At 34.1% G+C, this 20,830-nt stretch carries 19 protein-coding genes; 6 read left to right on the top strand and 13 right to left on the bottom strand.

Annotated features, from left to right (window positions below):
* The first annotated feature begins 78 nt into the window (after window positions 1-78).
* Window positions 79-1,323, top strand: coding sequence for an ABC transporter permease (locus ACZZZI_RS17910; RefSeq protein WP_316758777.1), 1,245 nt, complete (start codon window positions 79-81; stop codon window positions 1,321-1,323).
* Between the two features lie 75 nt (window positions 1,324-1,398).
* Here the strand turns inward: ACZZZI_RS17910 and ACZZZI_RS17905 are convergent, their stop codons facing one another.
* The 6 genes from ACZZZI_RS17905 to ACZZZI_RS17880 form a co-directional block, all read right to left on the bottom strand.
* Entirely contained in the window at window positions 1,399-2,370 is a 972-nt protein-coding gene (locus tag ACZZZI_RS17905) for a glycosyltransferase family 2 protein (protein WP_463490421.1), read from the bottom strand.
* A gap of 464 nt (window positions 2,371-2,834) precedes the next feature.
* Window positions 2,835-3,845 carry a UbiA family prenyltransferase gene (locus tag ACZZZI_RS17900; RefSeq protein WP_463490419.1) on the bottom strand — a complete coding sequence of 337 codons (1,011 nt, stop codon included), beginning with the start codon at window positions 3,843-3,845 and terminating at the stop codon, window positions 2,835-2,837.
* Window positions 3,832-4,872, bottom strand: coding sequence for a hypothetical protein (locus tag ACZZZI_RS17895; protein ID WP_463490417.1), 1,041 nt, complete (start codon window positions 4,870-4,872; stop codon window positions 3,832-3,834). Before ACZZZI_RS17895 ends, ACZZZI_RS17900 begins: the two co-directional genes overlap by 14 nt.
* A 7-nt stretch (window positions 4,873-4,879) precedes the next feature.
* Window positions 4,880-6,043: a glycosyltransferase gene (locus ACZZZI_RS17890; RefSeq protein ID WP_463490415.1), complete on the bottom strand. Its 1,164-nt coding sequence runs from the start codon at window positions 6,041-6,043 to the stop codon at window positions 4,880-4,882.
* Between the two features lie 15 nt (window positions 6,044-6,058).
* Entirely contained in the window at window positions 6,059-7,858 is a 1,800-nt protein-coding gene (locus ACZZZI_RS17885) for an ABC transporter ATP-binding protein (RefSeq protein ID WP_463490413.1), read from the bottom strand.
* 383 nt (window positions 7,859-8,241) lie between these two features.
* Window positions 8,242-9,438 carry a pyridoxal phosphate-dependent aminotransferase gene (locus ACZZZI_RS17880; RefSeq protein WP_463490411.1) on the bottom strand — a complete coding sequence of 399 codons (1,197 nt, stop codon included), beginning with the start codon at window positions 9,436-9,438 and terminating at the stop codon, window positions 8,242-8,244.
* Window positions 9,439-9,550: 112 nt separating this feature from the next.
* Between ACZZZI_RS17880 and ACZZZI_RS17875 the strand changes: the two genes are divergently transcribed.
* Genes ACZZZI_RS17875 through ACZZZI_RS17865 form a run of 3 tightly spaced genes read left to right on the top strand, consistent with a single transcriptional unit; the run spans window position 9,551 to window position 11,841 of the window.
* A complete protein-coding gene (locus ACZZZI_RS17875) occupies window positions 9,551-10,537 on the top strand; it encodes a cation diffusion facilitator family transporter (RefSeq protein ID WP_316758793.1) in 987 nt (328 codons plus the stop codon).
* On the top strand, window positions 10,524-10,979 hold the full coding sequence (locus ACZZZI_RS17870) for an NUDIX domain-containing protein (RefSeq protein ID WP_463490409.1): 456 nt from the start codon (window positions 10,524-10,526) through the stop codon (window positions 10,977-10,979). Before ACZZZI_RS17875 ends, ACZZZI_RS17870 begins: the two co-directional genes overlap by 14 nt.
* Window positions 10,969-11,841, top strand: coding sequence for a lysostaphin resistance A-like protein (locus ACZZZI_RS17865; protein WP_463490407.1), 873 nt, complete (start codon window positions 10,969-10,971; stop codon window positions 11,839-11,841). The genes ACZZZI_RS17870 and ACZZZI_RS17865 overlap by 11 nt, the downstream gene beginning before the upstream one ends.
* A gap of 38 nt (window positions 11,842-11,879) precedes the next feature.
* Here ACZZZI_RS17865 and ACZZZI_RS17860 read toward each other — a convergent pair whose 3' ends face one another.
* From ACZZZI_RS17860 to ACZZZI_RS17835, 6 genes are all read right to left on the bottom strand, one after another.
* Complete coding sequence (locus tag ACZZZI_RS17860) at window positions 11,880-12,314, bottom strand: SRPBCC family protein (RefSeq protein WP_463490406.1); 435 nt, start codon at window positions 12,312-12,314, stop codon at window positions 11,880-11,882.
* 88 nt (window positions 12,315-12,402) lie between these two features.
* Window positions 12,403-12,819 carry a VOC family protein gene (locus ACZZZI_RS17855; protein WP_463490405.1) on the bottom strand — a complete coding sequence of 139 codons (417 nt, stop codon included), beginning with the start codon at window positions 12,817-12,819 and terminating at the stop codon, window positions 12,403-12,405.
* A 101-nt stretch (window positions 12,820-12,920) separates the two neighbouring features.
* Window positions 12,921-13,265: an MmcQ/YjbR family DNA-binding protein gene (locus ACZZZI_RS17850; RefSeq protein WP_344763979.1), complete on the bottom strand. Its 345-nt coding sequence runs from the start codon at window positions 13,263-13,265 to the stop codon at window positions 12,921-12,923.
* A gap of 109 nt (window positions 13,266-13,374) precedes the next feature.
* On the bottom strand, window positions 13,375-14,748 hold the full coding sequence (locus tag ACZZZI_RS17845) for an exonuclease domain-containing protein (protein WP_463490403.1): 1,374 nt from the start codon (window positions 14,746-14,748) through the stop codon (window positions 13,375-13,377).
* A gap of 128 nt (window positions 14,749-14,876) precedes the next feature.
* Window positions 14,877-15,506 carry a hypothetical protein gene (locus ACZZZI_RS17840; RefSeq protein WP_463490402.1) on the bottom strand — a complete coding sequence of 210 codons (630 nt, stop codon included), beginning with the start codon at window positions 15,504-15,506 and terminating at the stop codon, window positions 14,877-14,879.
* A 10-nt stretch (window positions 15,507-15,516) separates the two neighbouring features.
* Window positions 15,517-15,879: a response regulator gene (locus ACZZZI_RS17835; protein ID WP_316758810.1), complete on the bottom strand. Its 363-nt coding sequence runs from the start codon at window positions 15,877-15,879 to the stop codon at window positions 15,517-15,519.
* A 128-nt stretch (window positions 15,880-16,007) separates the two neighbouring features.
* Here ACZZZI_RS17835 and ACZZZI_RS17830 point away from each other — a divergent pair, with 128 nt between their 5' ends.
* Both ACZZZI_RS17830 and ACZZZI_RS17825 read left to right on the top strand, forming a co-directional pair.
* Window positions 16,008-17,225, top strand: coding sequence for a sterol desaturase family protein (locus ACZZZI_RS17830; protein ID WP_463490401.1), 1,218 nt, complete (start codon window positions 16,008-16,010; stop codon window positions 17,223-17,225).
* Window positions 17,215-17,907 carry a lysoplasmalogenase gene (locus ACZZZI_RS17825; protein WP_463490399.1) on the top strand — a complete coding sequence of 231 codons (693 nt, stop codon included), beginning with the start codon at window positions 17,215-17,217 and terminating at the stop codon, window positions 17,905-17,907. The genes ACZZZI_RS17830 and ACZZZI_RS17825 overlap by 11 nt, the downstream gene beginning before the upstream one ends.
* A 435-nt stretch (window positions 17,908-18,342) precedes the next feature.
* Here ACZZZI_RS17825 and pbpC read toward each other — a convergent pair whose 3' ends face one another.
* Window positions 18,343-20,724, bottom strand: coding sequence for a penicillin-binding protein 1C (gene pbpC, locus ACZZZI_RS17820; protein ID WP_463490397.1), 2,382 nt, complete (start codon window positions 20,722-20,724; stop codon window positions 18,343-18,345).
* Window positions 20,725-20,830: the final 106 nt, after the last annotated feature.

Below are 20,830 nucleotides of genomic sequence, written 5' to 3'. Positions count from 1 at the left end.
TGTTTAATAGATATAAAATTAATTAGTTTTGATAATGAACTGTAACCTTTTTCACTTCTTTGCATCTAACAGATAATTATGATAATTTTCAGGCTAATAGGCGAGAGTTTTCGTTTTGCATTTGATGCATTACGCCAAAACAAGTTACGTACAATGTTATCGCTCCTGGCGATAACTATTGGTATTTTTGTAATTATTTTTGTGTTTTCTGGTGTGGATACCTTTCGTGGTAAATTGCAATCGAGTGTCGATAAGCTTGGTTCGAACACAATTTACATTCAGAAATGGCCATGGAGCTTTGGCGATAATTATCCATGGTGGAAATACGCAAACCGTCCGCAACCATCAATTAGGGATTTCGAAACCTTAAAAGAAAGAATGAGCAATGCTGATGGTATAACTTTTGAAATTTCTACAGGTAATAGAACTATTAAATATAGAAGTGGTTCAGTTGAAGGGGTTTCTATTTCTGCAGCTTCTCAGGATTTTAATAAAACATGGAATTTTGAACTGCAATCTGGACGTTATTTTACTGAAAATGAAAGCAATAACGGTACGCCAGTTTGCTTAATTGGAGCCGAAATTGCAGAGGGTTTATTTGGTGATGAAGAACCTATTGGAAAACAAGTACAAGTTTTAGGTAGGAGAGTTACCGTAATTGGGGTTTTCGTAAAAGAAGGCGAAGATATGTTAGGCACCTCATTAGATAAAAGTGTTAACCTGCCTATAAATTTTGCTAAGGGAATTTTGGATGTACAGAATGAGCGCTATAATCCACAGATTACAGTTAGAGGATCTGATCATGTATCATTAGAAGAAGTAGAAAGTGAGTTGCAGGGTTTAATGCGATCAATTCACAGGTTAAGGCCCAACCAGGAAGATGATTTTGCCTTGAATAAAACAACAATCCTTTCTAATCAGCTTAATAAAATGTTTGATGTTGTTAATATCGCTGGCTGGGTAATCGGAGGTTTCTCTATTCTTGTCGGTGGTTTCAGTATTGCTAATATTATGTTTGTTTCGGTAAAAGAACGCACTAATATTATAGGTATTCAAAAATCGCTTGGTGCTAAAAGATATTTTATTCTTTTACAGTTTATATTCGAAGCAATTTCGCTATGTATTTTGGGTGGCTTGCTTGGATTATTACTCGTTTATTTACTCGCCCTGGCAATAGGAGCTATAACCGATTTTCACATTATCCTTGGCTTAAATAACATTACACTAGGCATTGGCATATCTGTAATAATAGGCACAATATCAGGTTTCTGGCCTGCATATTCGGCATCGAGATTAGATCCTGTTGAAGCAATTAGAAGCTAGAGAGGAGAGGATATATTCTAAGCTATAAAAATACTCTAAAAGGAAATAATTATGGCTTAGAATGCGGATAATGGTTTAAGGATTGAGTTTTTGTTGAGGGTTTATTTTTCTTTGTAAACCTTTCATAAAAACTTTTGGAATTTGCCCCAATGTAAATGGAATATTTATCGCAAACGATTTTACCATTAAATTAAGAGAATATTTAAAATTTAATTCCCGAATTAGATTGTGCTTAGCAAATTCAACTAAACCACTCATATACCTTTCATCAAGAATTTTACGTTCATTTGGTTTTAAAAGTTTCTCAAATTTTAAAATTTTAGCTTTTACATCAGCTATATATAAAAATTCTAAAACCTCGCTCCATTTTCTGCCATCATAAATATTAATTTCATCAACACGCTTTTTCCATAATTTTTGCAGTGTAAAGGCAGCACGGCAGGGTTTTGATAAAATTAGTTCTAGATACATACACCAATCGTCGCCAATATTCATTTCCTCATCCCAACCTGTTAATATTGAAGAACGTTTAATAACAACAGACGAGGATGGCGAAGGACACGATTTTAGATATAAGTCTCTAAGTTCATTATATTCTAGTAAAACCCAATTATCCTGTTCCTTTGGGAAGTATGGGATTAAAAACGGATCTTTTGATAGGAAATCCCAAGTGTCGCCATATTTTGTATCCTGATCCCAATTTGCAAAAACAAAATCCAAATCCTCACCTGACATTTTTTTTATGCAAGTTTCTAAAAAATCAGGATACCACATATCATCAGAATCCAAAGAGGCTATTATATTGCCCTTTGCATATTTTAAACCTAAATTTCTAGCAGAAGCTTGCCCTCCATTTTTCTTATAATGATACTCTACGTTAGGATATTTTTTGATAAGTTGGGACGTATTATCTATAGAGCCATCGTCGATAACTATAATTTGAATATTCTTATATGTTTGATTTATAGCGCTTTCTATCGCGTCTGCAAGCTTCGGTTCTCTGTTGAATGTTGGAATAATTACGGTAACAAGATTCTCGGTATTCATTAAGATAGATTTATAAGGGGATAATTGTAAAACTATTGCTCAGTTTTTCCTCGATAAAGATAAGGTGCTACTGCTAAAATTAAAAATTGTAATGAGTAATTTGGCCATCTTAATTTTTTAAAATTTCCACATTTAAATAAAATCAACTTAAAGTGAGTAGGAGTGACTGCACAAAATCTTTTAATAATGTTAAATGATCCGATTGTTCGTTGGTATAATGACATAATTATTATTTCAGAAACATTATTAATGAAGACATTGTTTCAAATTCTGCATTTTTTTATTTTTAAGATCAATTAGTACTTATGCATCGAAAAATCATGTGAATTTGAATATTAAGCGTGCTATTTTTTTTTCTAAATAAATCATCCCCACTAATTTTTGAGTATTGATATGCAGGACCTGCTAAATTTTTCAGTATGGATTTTATCATTGTTAGGTTTATTGTGTTTTACCTTTTTAGATTAGTTATTAGCTTTCTTTCTTCTCATAAATTTTAATAACCTCCAATAATCCTGTAATACTTGTTTTATCGGGTAAGGAAAAAGCAAAATATGAGCAATGAGTACTATTATATTTAGATAATTAATTAATGAGAAGTATATTAAAAGAGAGAGAGGTAGAAATGTTTGATAATAATCGCTCATCAAAATTTGGAAAATGGCTTTTTTATTCGTTAATATCAGAATAACCTCACTCTTATATATTATATATCTTGCAGCAACCACTAGAAAATAAAAAACAATACCAACATAAAGTATACTGAGTTTAAGTTGATAAAACATAAAAACTAGCGATATGATTTCAACTACAAAAATTAGCCTTTCTTTATATATAAATTTATTTGGTTCTATTCTACTTGCATAAGTATTAAGATTTACTTTGAGATCGTTATCACGATCTACAAATTGATGCCATAAAATACCTCTAAAACCGTAGCACAAGGACCATATTCCAGTTGATGAAAACCACCACCAGTTTATTTCCTGCTTGGTAAGGTAACTCACACTAGAAATCATCAGTAGGCTAGGAAAAAGATGTGAACCAGAGGCATCACAAAATACGCCTAAAATCCCCCTATTTTTAAATCTAAATGGTTTTATAGAGTACAAACTAAATACCACCCAAGAACCTAAATATAAAAAGCAGGATAATAAATCGGGATAATATATATATTCAAAACCTAATCCTATCAATAAACATCCAATGGGTATAACCCATCTTAATTTTGGGGGTATATTTTGAACTCTGTTCGATTTTCCACTTGCTAAATCTTCATTGAGATCAGTAATGTCGTTAATTACACTAACATATATTGCACCAATAACCAGCGACACTAAGATGATCGCTAAATGAGGTGCAACTATTAAAAGTGACTTTGGTGAGAATGTGCAAGTAGCGTAACCTATTGCTAGTAGAGGTGGCAATTTATATGTCCACCACTCTTGAGAACGAATGGTATTAAATATTTTCATTCGTACTTAATTTATATGCAGACAATGCCTCCAGACAGAATCCAGTTATTAATTCTTCTGAGCCATAGCATTGAAGTTTTTTTGGTCCGCCATAATATACGGCCCATCTTGGCCATTCTCCATACTTTTCTTGAGTTTTAAGAAGGTATTTTATTCCACTTTCTATAGCTGGGCTATTAGAGCCTAAATTCAGAAGGGATATAATTCCCAAAGCGGTATCCAGTATAGATACGCCGAACCTACCATCATCGTTAGCTGTTTGCAATATGCGCTCAACTATTGGGTTTTTTATCGCTACTAATTCAATAGGGTAGTTTTTGTAATTCCTCGAAAAGAAATAATAAATTGTAAATGGGTTTAAGTACCAAAGATCACAGCTTTCCTCTTTTTTATCATCAATTATTTTAATTAAATAGGGGATAATTGCTTTCGTATCTTCATCTAAACCGAGATAATATAAAACGTTGGCGTTAACAACAGCATCTACATCATATCTTTTTGCTTCTACATTTTTCCAAAAAAGAAGCGCTTTAATCGGATATTTAAAATCTCTTAAACACAAAAGCCAGTAATCCTTACTCCGCACCCAGTTAAAACGTAATGTATACCAAGAATAGAATAGGCCAGATTTTGTTCGGTTTAGCAATAACATTTTCCTGTTTGCAGGATAATCTTTGTTTAATGCTTGTAGTAATTTTGAAGCGCAAGAAGTATTATCAACATCAGGTGGGCAAAGCTTGAATAAGGGAGTCCAGGATGTAAAATGAGGCCATATACCACCTCTTAAAGTTTGATATTGTAGAAAGCCTACACAGCGTTCGTGTATTTCCTTAACTTCTGGAATATGCCTTAAGTTAAGTAGTGAAAAACCAATCAATGAAGTTGGAAACACACTACTATCGTGAATTGCAATTTGCATCGAATCATCGCCCCAACCTATATAGCAACAAAATTCGCCATTTGGCAGTTGGTGTTGATGTAGGTATTTTACACCATCATAAATAGCCTTTTCTATGTCTAAAACCATGCTCACATCAATGATTTAAAAGTTCTAAAATAGAATTAGCAAAATGTTGTTCAGGCCTTTTCGGAACAACAGTTGCAATATGATTAGCTGCATTTTTGCCAATTTCTTCCCAATCGTTTAATCTTTCCCAAGCCCGTTCCATGGCTTGTCCGAAAGATTGTTCATTAGCATAACCTATAAAACCAGTAACGCCCTCTTCAACAAGTTCGGTATTTCCCCCAACATCTGAGATTATAACAGGTCTTCCTGCAGCCATAGCTTCTACCATTGATAAAGGCAGACCCTCGCATCTTGATGGAAGTACAAGAGCGTGATAGTCTTGCCACATATTTTCAATATCATCAACCTGCCCTTTAAAATCTATATTGGAAACACCAAGTAGTTTTGCTAAATCCTTTATCGCTACTTCATCTACGCCTTTACCAATAAATGATATACTAACAGGACGATTTCTCCATTTTTCTTCTGATAATATCCTAATGAGAATATCCTGACCTTTATCTAGTAAAAATAATCTGCCAACACAAGCAAATTTAAAAGTAAGCCTATCCTTGGGGTACGGAACTAAATTCCCAGAGAGCTTAACTGGGTTAAAAACTACACTTGCGTTCGATAGACGCTGTCCAAATTGTTCTTCAGTTAAGCGCAAATTGTGTTTTGAAACAAAATAAGTTTTTAATGCAGCTTGCAAAGTATTACTCATACTTTTCCGATCGCTAGTTTCTGGCCAATAAAAGTCTACAGCTTTTTGTGAAACGATAACATAAGGAATATTTAGAACCAAGCATTCATTTGCAAGCTTTAGTCCATCAAAATTTATCCCCTGCGAAAAGATTACCAATTCAGGTTTTTCGTTTATTATCAGGCTTTTAAATTTTTTAAACCGTTCTCCTTGATAAGGCTTAAGCTTTAGTGCGATGGCAGCATCATTCAAGAATTTAGATGTTAATTTTAAGGCTTTTTTTGCAAATGATTTTTCACGGCCGAATTCCAAAAGTTTAACATTTCTATCAATTAGCTTTTTGAGTTGCGGATGATTTCTGTCTAATAAAGATTTAATAACGGTGATCTCAAACCCAGCATCTTGAAAAAAAGGAATGCTCCTTCCCCATAATTCTTCGCTGCCACCCCAATCATCTATACTTGTACTTACGATTACTATCTTTTTCATCAGGTGAGAGAGAAATTAATTATCATTAAATAAATTATAGTAATCACCCTTTTTAGCTACAAGCTCTTCGTGAGTTCCAGATTCTGTTATACTACCACCAGATAAAAAATATATATAATCAGCATGTTTAATCGCCGATTGTCTGTGACTGATAATTAAAGCTGCCCGATTACCTATTCGTTCTCTAAACGAATCAAACAATTCTTTTTCTGCATTTGCATCCAGAGCACTGGTGGCCTCATCTAGTACAACAAATCTGGAATTACTGAAAAATGCCCTTGCAATTGCTAATTTTTGCCATTGACCAATGCTGACTTCATGTCCGTCATCAAAAATTCTTCCCATAACAGTTTTATATTTTTGAGGGAATTTATCTATAAATAAATCTGCTCCAGAATTTTTTGCTGCTTCAAAAACTTCTGTTTGCTTTCTTTCGTTATGAATATCGCCAAAACGAATATTGTCTTGAACAGTAAGATTGTATTTTCCGAAATCTTGATAAACTGCGCAAATCTGTTTTCTGTATTCATCGCTTTTAAAATGTTTAATATCATTGCCATTTAGTGTAATAGAACCTGAAGTAGGATCGTATAAACGGCATAGCAATTTAATTAATGTAGATTTCCCTGCTCCGTTACTGCCTGCAACGGCAATGATTTTACCTGCAGGTAACTTTAAATTGATATTATTTAATGTTCTTTTGTCTGCATGAGGATAAGTAAAATCAACATTTTTTAGCTCTAAATCAATTTCATGATCTGCTGGGATAGACCTAGGATGATCTGATTCTACTAAATTATTCTTTAAATCGAACAGTTCAAAAATACTTTTAACGAAAATGTTGTTTTGGTAAAGCGCTGATATGTTGGCAGATAGGCTTTGCATGAAATTGAATGCTTGCGGAAATGCGACAAGAAATAATGTAATATCTCCAACACTTGTTACACCACGTATACTTCCAATTGCAATGTATGCTATGCATGCAAAAAAGCCAATTGTAGCAATTGAGGATGTAATTAATTCTTTATAAGTTCTCTGCTTGCTTATTTTCAACCGCCCAGAAAGTAATAATAAACGGATTTCGACATATAACTTTCTGAGGTAATTTCCCAAGCCAAAACTTCTGATTTCTTTTGCGTGAATATCTGAAGTTAATAATGTACTAAAGTAGTTCGATTTTCGCTCTAATGCAGTTTGAGACAAACGAAGGATATTTTGACTGTCAGCAAACTTAATTCTCACCCACAATGTTGGGATAACAAAAAGTGCCAATATTGGAAATAAACGCCAATCTATAGCTACTAACATCGATGCTATTAAAATCAGGCTTAATATATTTTTTGCAATATCAACAATTGTGAAAACAATTATATTAGGCCGATCTGTCGCCATATCTCTTGCTCTTTTCAAAATATCGAAATACCCAGGGCTTTCATAAAAAGAAAGATCTAAATTGGTAGCTATACTATGGATCTTAGCATCTATAAATTCGGATACTTTTCCAGATTGTATTTCTGTAATATAGGTTGAAATTGCTTTTACGGACGTATAAAGAACTGCTGATATGGCAGCTAGCACAATGTATTTAATTACTTCTGGCTCGTGCTGTATGCTAGAAACATTGTATTTAGAAATTTTATCTATTAGAAGCTTTAATACGTAAAGTGAAGAAAAAAACAACCCACTTTCTAAAAGGATAAAACCAACTGAGATTATAAACCATTGTTTAGAACCTTCCCAGATAAGCTTTAAAAGCCTAAAGATGCTTAAATTGGTACTAAATTTTTGGACTTTTCCGGCGAAAGATTTGAACATTATAGGATGATGTGATTAAGGGAAAATACTTGGGTGTTAAGATAGTACAATTAAATATTAGCGGTAGTTTTTTTTTAAAGTAATTAAAAATTTCGACTAAATAATTATGATCAAATTTAGACAGACGTTTTCCGTTGTAGAGGTTAGTGAAATAAGATAACCTCAATATAATTTCTAAACGAAAAATCAACCATAAGTTTCTTTCAGTTTTATCGCTGAAATACATTGTGATTTTATGTTCTAGCATTTTTTCTAAGAAAAGCTCTGCTAAAATAGTAAAATATGAGTGTTTTTACAGAATCCAACACATTTTTTGATGTAATTACCAAAAAAAGCCCTTCGCTAATCAATAACGAAGGGCTTTTACTAAGAATAACTGTTAATTATTTCAATTTTGCTAATGCCTCTCTTATTCTTTTTAGTGCTTCAACCAAACTCTCGTCTGATGCTGCGTATGATAAACGGATGTAGTTGTTATTACCGAATGAATCGCCACCAACAGTTGCTACGTGACCAACATTTAATAAATATAAAGCTAAGTCTGATGAATCTTTGATTTCATTTCCATCAGCATCTTTTTTGCCAAAGAAAGAACTTATTTCAGGGAAGAAATAGAAAGCACCATCTGGAAGATTGGTTTTTACACCTGGTATTTCATTTAATAAATTATAGACCAGTTCTCTACGACGAAGGAATGCTTCCTTCATTATTAAAACACTTTCTAAACCTTGCTCGTAAGCTACAATGCCTGCTCTTTGTGCTATAGAACAAGTTCCAGAAGTAGTTTGACCTTGTAGTTTATCGTTAGCGGCTGCAATTTCCTTGTTTGCTGCGATATAACCTAATCTCCAGCCAGTCATAGCAAATGCTTTGGAGAAACCATTTACGATGATTACACGCTCCTTAATGCTGTCGAATTGCGCAATAGATTCATGTTTATCAACAAAGTTGATATGTTCATAAATCTCATCCGATAGGATATAAATGTTTGGATGTTTTTCGAAAACCTCTACTAATGCTGCCAATTCATCTTTACTGTAAACAGAACCTGTAGGATTGCAAGGCGATGAAAACATGAAAAGTTTTGATTTTGGGGTTATAGCAGCCTCCAATTGTGCTGGTGTAATTTTAAAATTACTATCAATATCCGTATCAATAAAAACCGACTTTCCTTCTGCAAGGTTAACCATTTCAGAATAAGATACCCAATATGGCGTAGGGATAATTACCTCATCTTCAGGGTCTATTAAAGTAAGGATCACATTAGAAAGTGATTGTTTCGCACCCGTAGAAACAACAATCTGAGAAATGTCGTAATCTAAATTGTTTTCGGTTTTAAGCTTGTTTACGATTGCCTGGCGTAAATCTGGATAGCCTGGAACTGGCGAATAACGTGTATAATTTTCATCTAATGCTTTTTTTGCAGCATTTTTAACGTGGTCTGGTGTATTAAAATCTGGCTCGCCAACGCTCAAACTGATTATATTAATTCCTTTTGAAGCTAATTCACGACCTAATTTGGTCATTTTTAAGGTTGCAGATTCTGATAGACTGTTGATTCTTTTGGATAAGGTGCTCATGGTTAATTACTTTGACCGCAAATATATAAACCAAATATTATTCTGCACTAAAAAAGCAATAGTTTTTATCATTTAATTTATATGATAACAGTATTTTTGAAAAAAAATCGTCGTGACAGTTAAAAAGAAAGCTATAATTATTTCGTTGGTAGTGAGTGTTGTATTAATGCTTGCAAAGTTTGTAGCTTATTTTATAACAGGCTCAAACGCTATTTTAACGGATGCTGCAGAAAGTATTGTTAATGTTATAGCTGGCAGTTTTGCCTTTTACAGCATCTATTTAAGCACGCAACCAAGAGACGAAAATCATCCTTACGGACATGGCAAGGTAGAGTTCTTTTCTGCTTTTGTGGAAGGGATTTTAATTTTGATTGCTGGTGTAATTATTATATTCAAATCTTCATACAATTTAGTTTATCCTCACGCGGTAGGGCAATTGCTGGAGGGAACATTAATCATTGGGATCACGGGCTTAGTGAATATGATTGTTGGTTTTTACTTGATTAATGTAGGTAAAGACGAGCATTCTATAACTTTGATAGCGGATGGAAAACACTTACTTACTGATACTTATACAAGTGGGGCAATTGTTATAGGCTTAATTTTAATTCAACTGACAAATATAATTTGGTTTGATAGTCTATTGTCCTTCATTGTAGGGTTTTACATCGTGTATTCTGGTTATAAATTAACCCGTGGATCTGTTGGTGGCTTGATGGATGAAAGTGATTTTACTTTGCTAGAGGAGGTTGTTGATGTTTTACAAAAGAACAGACATAAACCTTGGATAGATGTTCACAACCTTCGTACACAACAATATGGACCTGAATTTCACATCGATTGTCATGTTACCTTGCCCTATTATTTCGATTTGAATAAAGTGCATAAAGAGATTTCTCAAATCGATGAATTAATTAATAAAAATGGCGTTCGTAAGGCAGAACTGTTTATTCATGCAGATCCTTGCTTGCCAGAATGCTGCCATTATTGCCACATGAGCGAATGCCCTGTAAGAGCCGAGGCTTTTAAAAATGAAATTGTTTGGACGCCAGAAATTGTAATTAGAAACAAAAAGCATTTCGAAAATGAGTTACTTTAACGTTAGGGTTTATGGTTTGCTAATTAATCAAGATAATGAAGTTTTGGTTAGTGATGAACAGGAGTATGGCTTTCGTTTCAGTAAGTTTCCTGGTGGAGGCTTGGAACTTGGTGAAGGATTAATTGATGGATTAAAAAGAGAATTTGTTGAAGAATGTAATGCAGAGATTGATGTAACCGCTCATTTTTACACTACTGATTTTTTTGAGAAATCTTCATTTAACGATAGTCAGGTTATTAGCGTTTATTATTTGGTTAAAGAGAAAGCGCCTCTTCAGCTTGCCTTTAAAACAAAAATTTATGATTTTGATGGGCAGGGTGAAATTCTACAGTCTTTTCGCTGGGTTAAAATAGAAAATTTATTAATAGATGAAATTACATTCAAAACCGACAAAACTGTTGTCGAACTTTTGAAAAAACAATTCTCTTCAAATGGAGCATAAATTCTTCTATCTTCTGAAACCAATAATAAGGCTTTTACTTTTTGTTTTCTACTTATTTCTTTGGGCGATACCCGTTGGTTTTTTAACCCAATTGCCGCTTTTTAAATTTCAAGAGGGAAGTTTGCCGAGTTTGTTCTTTAGCGAAATATCACTTACGTTTATGGCGATTGGAGCATTGTTTATGATATTTCAAACTTATCCAACCAGAAATTTTGAACGTGTATTTGTCGTTAAAAACAATTTGCTATCAGGCTTTTTAAAAGGTACTGGAATCGGCCTAGCTTTAATTCTGGCTTGTACGGGCCTAATGTTTATCAACGGGAATGTAGATTTCTTTTATACTAAATTTGAAGTGAGCTCAATTTTGAGTTATCTAATATTTTTTATTTTTGTAGGCATTTCTGAGGAATTTGTTTTTAGAACCTTTCCATTGGTGGTTTTTGCAGAGCGATACAAAATCTGGGTTTCAATATTTCTAAACGGATTACTTTTCGGTCTAATTCACATTTCAAACCCCAATTTTTCTGTATTTGCAATGATAAATATTACACTATGCGGTATAGTTTTCGCATTAATTACTTTGCAAAAAAGAAATATTTGGTGGAGTGTTGGGATGCATTTTGGATGGAATTTTTGCCAGGGAACTTTACTAGGTTTTAAAGTTAGCGGTATAGATGCTCCAGGTTTAATGGTATCAAGGCCAGTTGGAAACGCAACATTCTCTGGCGGAAACTTTGGGATAGAAGGCTCGGTTATCTGCACCTTCATTTTAGTTTTATATCTGGTTTGGCTAATTAGAAAACAGAAGGTAGAGCCTGTAGAAGAAGTTTTTGTCGAACTTGAGATTCGTAGAGAAGTATAAAAAAAAGTCGCAGTTAGTAACTGCGACCTAAATAATTTTTAATCTACTGGTTCCAGATATTTTTTTAGGGCATCATTTAGAAAATAGTTCCAGCCGCCTTTAAAACTTTCCTTGCTAAAATCTTTTCCGTTTTCGGCAAAGCTTTCTAAACCAGTATGCGTTAAAGTTAATCTGGTTTTATCTCCAGCTTCAAAAAGTTCCCAGGTAATTTCTGAATTGCCAGGATAATTGTCATATTTCCAAGTGTAAGCAATCTTTTTTCCTTCTTCAATTTGGGTAATTTCGCACAAATGCAAAAAATGAGGACCTTCATCAGGGCCACCTAAAAAATCGAATTTAAAACCAACTTTAGGTTTGAAATCCTGCAATTGGAAATACCACTTTTTAATTTCACTGTTGTCTGTTAATGCATTCCAAACTTTTTCAGTTGGTACATCATATACGCTTTCTACGATTAAGGGTTTCTTTTCCATGATATTTATTTCTAAATTTTCGGATGTTTCTTAATAAAAAAGCAAATACTAAGCATACTTTGTTTTAAAAATAAAATATTCGGGTCGATTAACCCAATGGCATTTTAGCCATATCCATATAAAGAATACTCCATCTTTGTCCATCTAAATCGACGAAACCACAGCCATACATCCAACCATCTTTATAGCCAGGTTTGCCATAAAGCTCTCCTCCAGCATCTAAAACTTTTTGTGCCAGTTCATCAACTTCTTCGGAGCTTTCTGCATCAAAAGAGAATAAAACTTCTGTTCCCGAAATATTGTCGGATACTTCAGATCCTGCAAAAGTTTCATAAAGTGATTTCTCGAAAAGCATAATGATCAGATTACCTTCTCCAACCATTAAAGAGGCCGAGTCTTCTCTAACGCCATACCTGTCGTTTGGAGTGAAGCCAATTTTTGTAAAGAACTCTTTTGATTTATTTACATCTTTTACAGGAAGGTTTATCCAAAGCGATTTTGTCATAACATTTTATATTTTGTTGTATGTAAAGATATGCATCCGATTTTTGGATAGCATACTAAAATAAGAAAACTTAAAGGGGTATTTGAGACAAAACGATTTTACTATTTACTGTATTTTTTTGCAAATTTTTCTGGTGCAACACTGCAGTAAGATTTAGTAAGGGCTTCTTTTAATTTTTCTGCTTCGATAAAGTTAATTTCAAAAATTGTCCAGCCTTGCTTACCCCAACCTGCAGGAGCAGGGTAGATGGCAGATGGATCATAATCAGAAAATAAATTTTGATCGGCTACTGATAACTTAAAAATGGCTTTTGCATTGGTATTATCAATAGTAATAAAAATTTTATCGTCTACTTTGAATGTGTTTTTACCAAGGTTTGGTGCCTCTGTTACTTCATCAAAAGATAGTGCAAGTTCTCTGAATGCTTCTGTACTAAATATATTCATAATTTTAAATTAATGTCTCAATAGTGCTGCTATTGAAAATTTCATTCGACAAATTTACACCTATTTATCCTTGTTCTGAAACTAGAAATACAGAAACATTTATCAAAAATTATAATTTATACAATTTCTGCGGATGTTGTTCTGCATGATTCAGAATTAGGTTAATAATATAACTATTGGATTGATAAATGGATAAGCTTTCCTTTATTGGAGCCAGGCCATCACTAAGATAGTTTTTATCCGTAAAATAACCCATCCCATAAAATATTCCTTTTTCAACAACCAAACAACTCATTTCTTCCTCTTTTCGGCCTTCATCTACCAAAGCAAAACTAGGTTGTAACCGCTGAATATCATCTAGAGCCGCATTTAACCGTTTGTTGTAAACTGCAACCGTTTCTATACCGCTACAGGCACCAAAACATTGTCCATTTTCATGAGCGATACATTTAGAAGCCGTTTTTTGCAAGTAACAAAGTTTAGCGCAAAGCTGATACTTTTCGACCAGCATATTTAGGTAGTTGTAACCCTCTAATAAGTTATTAAAACTTTGAAACGCTTTATTGTTTTTCTTATGCTTATCAATGGCTAATCGCATATAACCATTCTGGTCTTCGAAAATATATAAGTCATACTTATGCTCGTAACGTTTCATGGCTCGGTTATTTTCGGGCCAAAGGCGCTTAATTTCATTGGCTTCTAAAATTAAAGCCATTAATTCCGTTCCACAGGTCACATAATCTACATGATGTATGGTTCTTAAAAAATCTTGTCTTTGTCTGTTTGGTTGGTTGCCCGTGAAATGACTGGTTACTCTTTTCTTTAAATCTTTCGCTTTGCCCACATAAACAATTTTCCCTTTGTTATCTTTAAAATAGTAAACGCCAGGTTGATTAGGCAACTTCATAATTGCCGCTTTATCTAAATTCGGAGGTAAAACTTGTTCTTTTGATGTTTTTTTTAGCATTTCTGCAATTATACCTTCCGAATCGTGCTCTAACAATAAGTTAAAAAGTATGCTTGTTGCATCTGCATCTCCCGATGCACGGTGCCTGTTATTAATGGGAATTTGTAAGGCATTGCAAAGTTTCCCTAAACTATAAGAAACCTTACCAGGAAATACCTTCCGACTTAAGCGTACAGTACAAAGTTTTCGGCATTGCAAATCATAACCTGCGTTTGCCAAATGGTGCTTTAAAAAAGAATAATCGAAGTTAACGTTGTGAGCTACAAAGATTTTATTATGTAACAACTGATAGATTTGTAAGGCTACATCCTCAAAAATAGGTGCATCTTTAAGCATTTCATCATCAATACCTGTTAATGCTGTAATATATACAGGAATATCACGCTTAGGGTTAATTAAGGTAGTATAGCGCTCTACAATTTGATTACCATCATGAATATTTATGGCAACTTCTGTTATTCCATTTGCCGAAGCATGGCCTCCTGTGGTTTCTATATCTACAATTGCGTATAACATCAAAATGATTTGAATACAAATTTATGCTAAAATAATTAGTAATAAAAGTATTTTCAATATATTTTTAAAACAAAAAAAGCGACAACGTATTACCGTAATCGCTTATTATAATTTTGAGTCCTTGTAGCTTAAAGTTTGCTCAACAATTTGCTTAAATTAGGTTTAATACCAATGCTAATGGGTAAGGTATTAAAAGTTCTGTTTTGAATTTTAGTAAATCCGTACATGTAACTAACCTCAGCAAACAAATTGGCACCACCGAGGTTATATTCTATACCGCCACCTGCTTCGATCATCCCCATGCCGTTGGTTTTGTTATCCATTGTCACTTGTAAGGTTTGTGCATTTACGCCTGCTTGTGGAGTTAAAATAAAACCACCACCACCGCCAGCGAAACCATAAAAGGCCCATTTATCTACAATTTTTCTATAACCTAAAGCAACGTTTAGTAAATAAGTGGTGGCTCTTCCTTTTTCTATATTATATGTATAGCCTGCATCTGGTGTAATCTGATTAAATTCGAAAGCATGTAAGCTAACCTTTGGATAAAGAAACAATCCTCCATCTCCTAAACCTAAATTTAAACCTAAAGATGTGGAGAATTTAGGTTTAAGATAATCAGCAGTTTCTCCCATTGGAAAAGCGAAACCGATTCCACTTAAGGAGTAGAGTTTATCTGGTCGGCCACTTTGCGCTTTAACATTTAACGATAGGGCTATTAATAGTATCGCAATCGGCGTTAATAATTTTAATTTCATATGTGTTTTTCTAATTTTCTGTTAATCTGTTTACTTTCTGAAGCATCTCTGTCATATTAAAAGGTTTTTCCAGATAATCATCGGGATTATGTTTTTGCGATGAGATGTAGCTTTCTTTATATCTGGCCGAAGCCATTATTACAGGGATTTTATCCGTTTCTGGAGAAGATTTCAACTGTTTAAAAACTTCTCTGCCATCCATTCCATTTAACATAATATCCAGAATTATTAGATCTGGATTAAACTCTTTAATGGTTTTAAAAATAAATCTTGGCGATAATAGAGGGTAAACAGTATAATTTTCAGACTCTAAAGCAAGCTGAAAAACTTCTAAAATATCGGGATCATCATCTACAACCAGTACCTTTTTCAATTGATATTTTTATTTAATTAACTAAATGAACAATGCTAATACAATGTTTATAGAAGAATGTTTGGGCTTAGGCAGATATTTATTAAATTGTACAATAATATTTCTAACCAAATAGATTTCTTGTTGCTATGAAAGTGGATTACATTGCGTTATCTGTGCCTGTATTTTTTATCCTGATTGGGATAGAATTAGCTTACAATTTTTATAAAAAACTAAACTATTACCGTTTAAACGATAGTATTGCAAATTTAAGTCAGGGAATAGGGCAGCAGCTAACAGGTATTTTCATGAAAACAGCACTGTTTTTTGGATATAAATACATTTTCGAGCATTGGCGGGTTTTCGATATGCCTAAAACGATATGGATTTGGATTATTTTATTTATCGGCGTAGATTTTTTCTATTACTGGTTTCATAGAATGAGCCATCAGGTTAACGCACTTTGGGCGGCACACATTGTTCATCATCAATCGGAAGAATATAATTTAACTGTAGCCTTGCGACAAAGCTGGTTTCAAGGTTGGTTTAGCTGGGTTTTCTATTTGCCATTGGCTTTTGCTGGTTTCGACCCAATTATGTTTTTAACATTAAGTTCTTTTAATACATTATATCAGTTCTGGATTCATACCCGAGCCATAAAATCGATGGGGTTTTTAGAATACATCTTAAACACGCCATCACATCACCGCGTTCATCACGGCTCTAACCCAAAATATATCGATAAAAACCACGCGGGTACGCTTATAATTTGGGATCGGTTTTTTGGTACTTTTCAAAAGGAAGAAGAAGAAGTTTACTATGGCATCACTAAACCTTTAGCCAGCTGGAACCCTGTTTGGGCCAACTTGCATTATTGGGATGATTTAATAAAAACAGCCAAACAATCGCCAAAAATTAGCGATAAGATTAAAGTATTTATAAAACCTCCAGGATGGTTTCCTCAACATTTAGGAGGCTTTCAGCAAGCACCAGAAATTAATGCGAAGCTGTATAAAAAGTACAATCCCGAATATCAATCTAAACTTACTGGTTATATTTTAGTGCAATTTATTGTTGCATTGGCTGCTGGTTCGGCTATATTGTTTTCTTATACACAGATGGAAACTATTCCAGTAATTTTTGGAACAGTACTTACAATTTTAACATTAATAACCTGCGGTGGTTTGCTTGAAGAAAAAAAGTGGCAAATTAAATTCGAATTTTCGAGGTTAAGTTTAGCCATAGCATTGGCTGTAATTTTAAAATTCCCGATTGGTTATCAGGTAATATTCATCGCCATTCAGTTAATATCTGTAATTTGGTTTGTAAATTTGCAAAAGGAAAATCCCAATTCTAATGAAAACTAAGTTATTCTCTTTTATTTTCGCGGTTGTTTACATCATTCAGCTATATGCTGAGGCCGCTGGAAACAGCCAGCTACGTAATTTCTCAAAACCACTAATTGTACTAACACTTTTAGTGTGGCTTTACAGCAGTACCAATTTAAAAGGAAAATTTCATAAACGTATTTTTACAGGTTTAATTTTTGGGCTTGCTGGCGATGTTTTACTTATGCTACAATCGGGCCAACCAAGTTTTTTTATTTTTGGCTTAATTGCATTTTTACTTTGCCATATTTTTTACATTAGGGCATTCATTCTCGACCATAAATCAAATCCAAATTATAAAAATCCCTTCTTTTTGTGGATTGTTGGTGCGTTAATTATATTTTGCGTAGGCTTGTTTTTTTATCTACAACCATTTTTAGGAGCAATGCAATTTGCAGTTTTAATTTATGCTATAATCATCACTTTTATGGCTATAATGGCTGCAAATCGTTATGGTAAGGTGAATATTTTTAGTTATAAACTTATATTATATGGTGCATTATTTTTTCTGTTATCAGATAGTGCTTTGGCAATAAATAAATTTGCACAGCCCATTCCACAAGCTGGCGTTTTAATTATGGCAACCTATATGATTGCACAATATTTAATTGTTTATGGCACGATTGAAAGAAAATTGGTGGTAACAAAAACAGAGATTTAATTTTTTTAGCTTGCTGATTTTTTGGAAAGCAATGTTCTGCAATAATCGGTTACAGCAGTCCTGCTATCGTTTCGATCTTTTAAAAAGTTCTGTTATACTAAACCCGAAGCAACTTTTCTATAGGTTGCAGTTGCTTCGTGCCTCAGCATGATCGTGCATGCAAGGTTACTGCTATTTAAAAGTATTTTCACTCTATCAGGTTTATTAAACTCGAGTTTTTGCAAGAAACTTAATGCTATATCGGTTACAGTTTACAAATGTTAACAGCCATGAATGACAAGTTGTCTAGCCTTCCTTATCCTTGTAGCCAATTTCGAACTCAAGTGATTTGGATATAATGTTTAACTCTAATAATCCCTGCACTGTTCTCCCAGGTATAATTAATATACCCAAATCTGAATTTTTCGGTGTTCAAGCGTGGTTATTTCCAATACTTTAGTCTTTTTGCTTTCTTTCCTTATCCAAAACTGTAAAAACCTGCACCAATCTTTCTCCATTTTCATCCACGAGCGTTAAAGTGTGTTTTCCAGGTGGTGGACTAATTGCCAGTTGATGATAGTTTGTTGTTGTAGCTACATATTCATTGTCAATATGCCAGTAGATTTTCGAGCTTTGATTTCGATGCGCTGCATTTAATACAATTTTGCCACGCGAACCATTCAATTCTAAAGGAATGTAAACAGCTGCCCCATTTTTTGGATAAATAAGTTCCATTACGTTATTGCCCCCAGAAATATCGCAACCCGCCATAAAAGGAGGTAAGCTTTTGTAATCGCTGTTTTTAATTTTGTAATAATACTCCATAGCTGGTGGTAAAATAAACCAACTTTTATGCTGCATATTGGTTACACTTTCACATTGGTCGGTAACTCGGTAAGTGGCCGTTCTATCTAAATGTATTAGTTTATGAAAAGGGCAGTCAGTGGTTTTTTCTCCAGCCGTGGGCACCAATTCCTCTACAATATCAATGCAATTTTCGCCAGCTTTATAACCACTTTGCTTACAAACTTTAATTTTTTTTAGTTTAGTTTTTGGTGTTTCAAACCATTTTCCGTTAGGTAATAATTTAAAAATATCAAACAAAACAGGAGCGGCAGCTTCAATCCCAACCAAACCTGGTCTACCTTCTCCATCGGCATTGCCAACCCAAACGCAAACCACGTAATTTGGCGTTAAACCAACAGCCCAGGCATCGCGAAAGCCAAAACTTGTTCCTGTTTTCCAAGCCACCCTCTGCGATGATGAAAATTGTTCCCACAAACCCTCATCGCCAGGACGCATCACTTCTTCCATGGCATTAAAAGTTGCCCAAATTGCACCATGATCTAAAAACGAATTGCGCTGATAATCCTGGCTTTCTTTTTTATCAGTTTCAAAATAGGTAGCTTGTTTATAATCTTCCGGATTGTATAAACCTTTGTAAGTATTAAAATGGTTTAGCGTTCGTACCATACTCATGTAGGTGTTGGCTAAATCCCACATGGTAACCTCGCTACCACCCAAAATTAACGACAAACCATAATGGTCGGCGGGTTGATTTAAAGTTCCTATGCCAAGTTTTTTAAGTTTATCGTAAAACCTTTCATATTTGTATTGTTGCAGCATTTTAACCGCAGGAATATTCAGCGAACGACTTAAAGCTTTATCTGCAGCAATTGCTCCATCATAGCCTAAGTCATAATTTTGTGGCGAGTAGCCTGCAATTTGAGTAGGCACATCGGGAATCAAAGTGTGTGGTAAAATAAAACCATCGTTTAACATACTGGCGTAAAGAAGTGGTTTTAACGTGCTACCAGGACTTCGCGGTGCTTTAATCATATCTACATGACTCTGCAAATCTGCGTTTTCTGGTTGATAGATATTGCCAACGTAACTAACCACATTTCCAGTTTTTGCATCTAATATCAAAGCCGAAATGTTATTAATATCATTCGCTCGGTAACGGTTATTATATCTTTTCAGAATTGAATTTACTTTTAGTTGTATATCTTCATTTAAAGTCGATTTAATTCTGGTCGAATTGATTTTTAAATTTGCTCTTTCTACCTTAAAACGATTCAACAGATGAGGTGCGTTTTGTGGTAGGGGCAATGGCTTGCCCGGAACAGGTTCAAGTTTAGAAAGGTTTGCTGTAGATTGATCGATGTATTTGAGCTTGACGAGTTTATCCAGTAAATCGTTTCGTTTTTTAATTAGCCGAGTAGCGTTTTTACCTGGATGTACAAGCGACGGACTATTTGGTAAAACAGCTAATGTTGCCATTTCGCCCCAGGAAAGTGTTTTTGCATCACGTCCGTAATAGCGCCAGCTCGCTGCTTCCAAGCCTACAACATTACTGCCGAATGGTGCATTTGCAGCATAGAGGCCAATAATCTCTTCTTTTGAATATTTTAATTCTAATCTAAAAGCTAAAATAATCTCATACAATTTTTGCCAAATGGTTCGGTCTTGCTTTCGTGATAATCGAATAACTTGCATGGTCAACGTACTTCCACCGCTAACTACGCTTTTAGCTTTGAGATTTTGTCGCATGGCCCTACTCATTGCCAAAAAATCTACTCCCAAATGGTTGTAGAATCTTTTATCTTCAAAAGCAATAATGCAATCTTTAAATTTTACAGGTACAGAATCTGCAACAGGAAAGCGCCATTGTCCATCGCTCGCAATGGCGGCACTTAGTAAGTTACCATTATTTGCTTCGATAATAAATGAAGTTGGTGATTTGAAAAGCTTCGCAGGAAGTAAAAATAAAAATACCAAAAGCAGTGCAACGCAAGAAATATCTGAAATAAGGAATGCTTTTGGGGATTTATTCATTGATTTTGGTGCTTTTTTATCTCAGTTCGTATCATCACGAACAATCAGATTAAACTTGGTTTTATGTTTCGTTTCGTGAGTAAACAAACCGAGGCGGTTGTAAATT

Source organism: Pedobacter sp. AC190, assembly GCF_979258025.1.
Note: the sequence above shows the minus strand (reverse complement) of the source record. Positions and strands in the feature narration are given on the sequence as shown.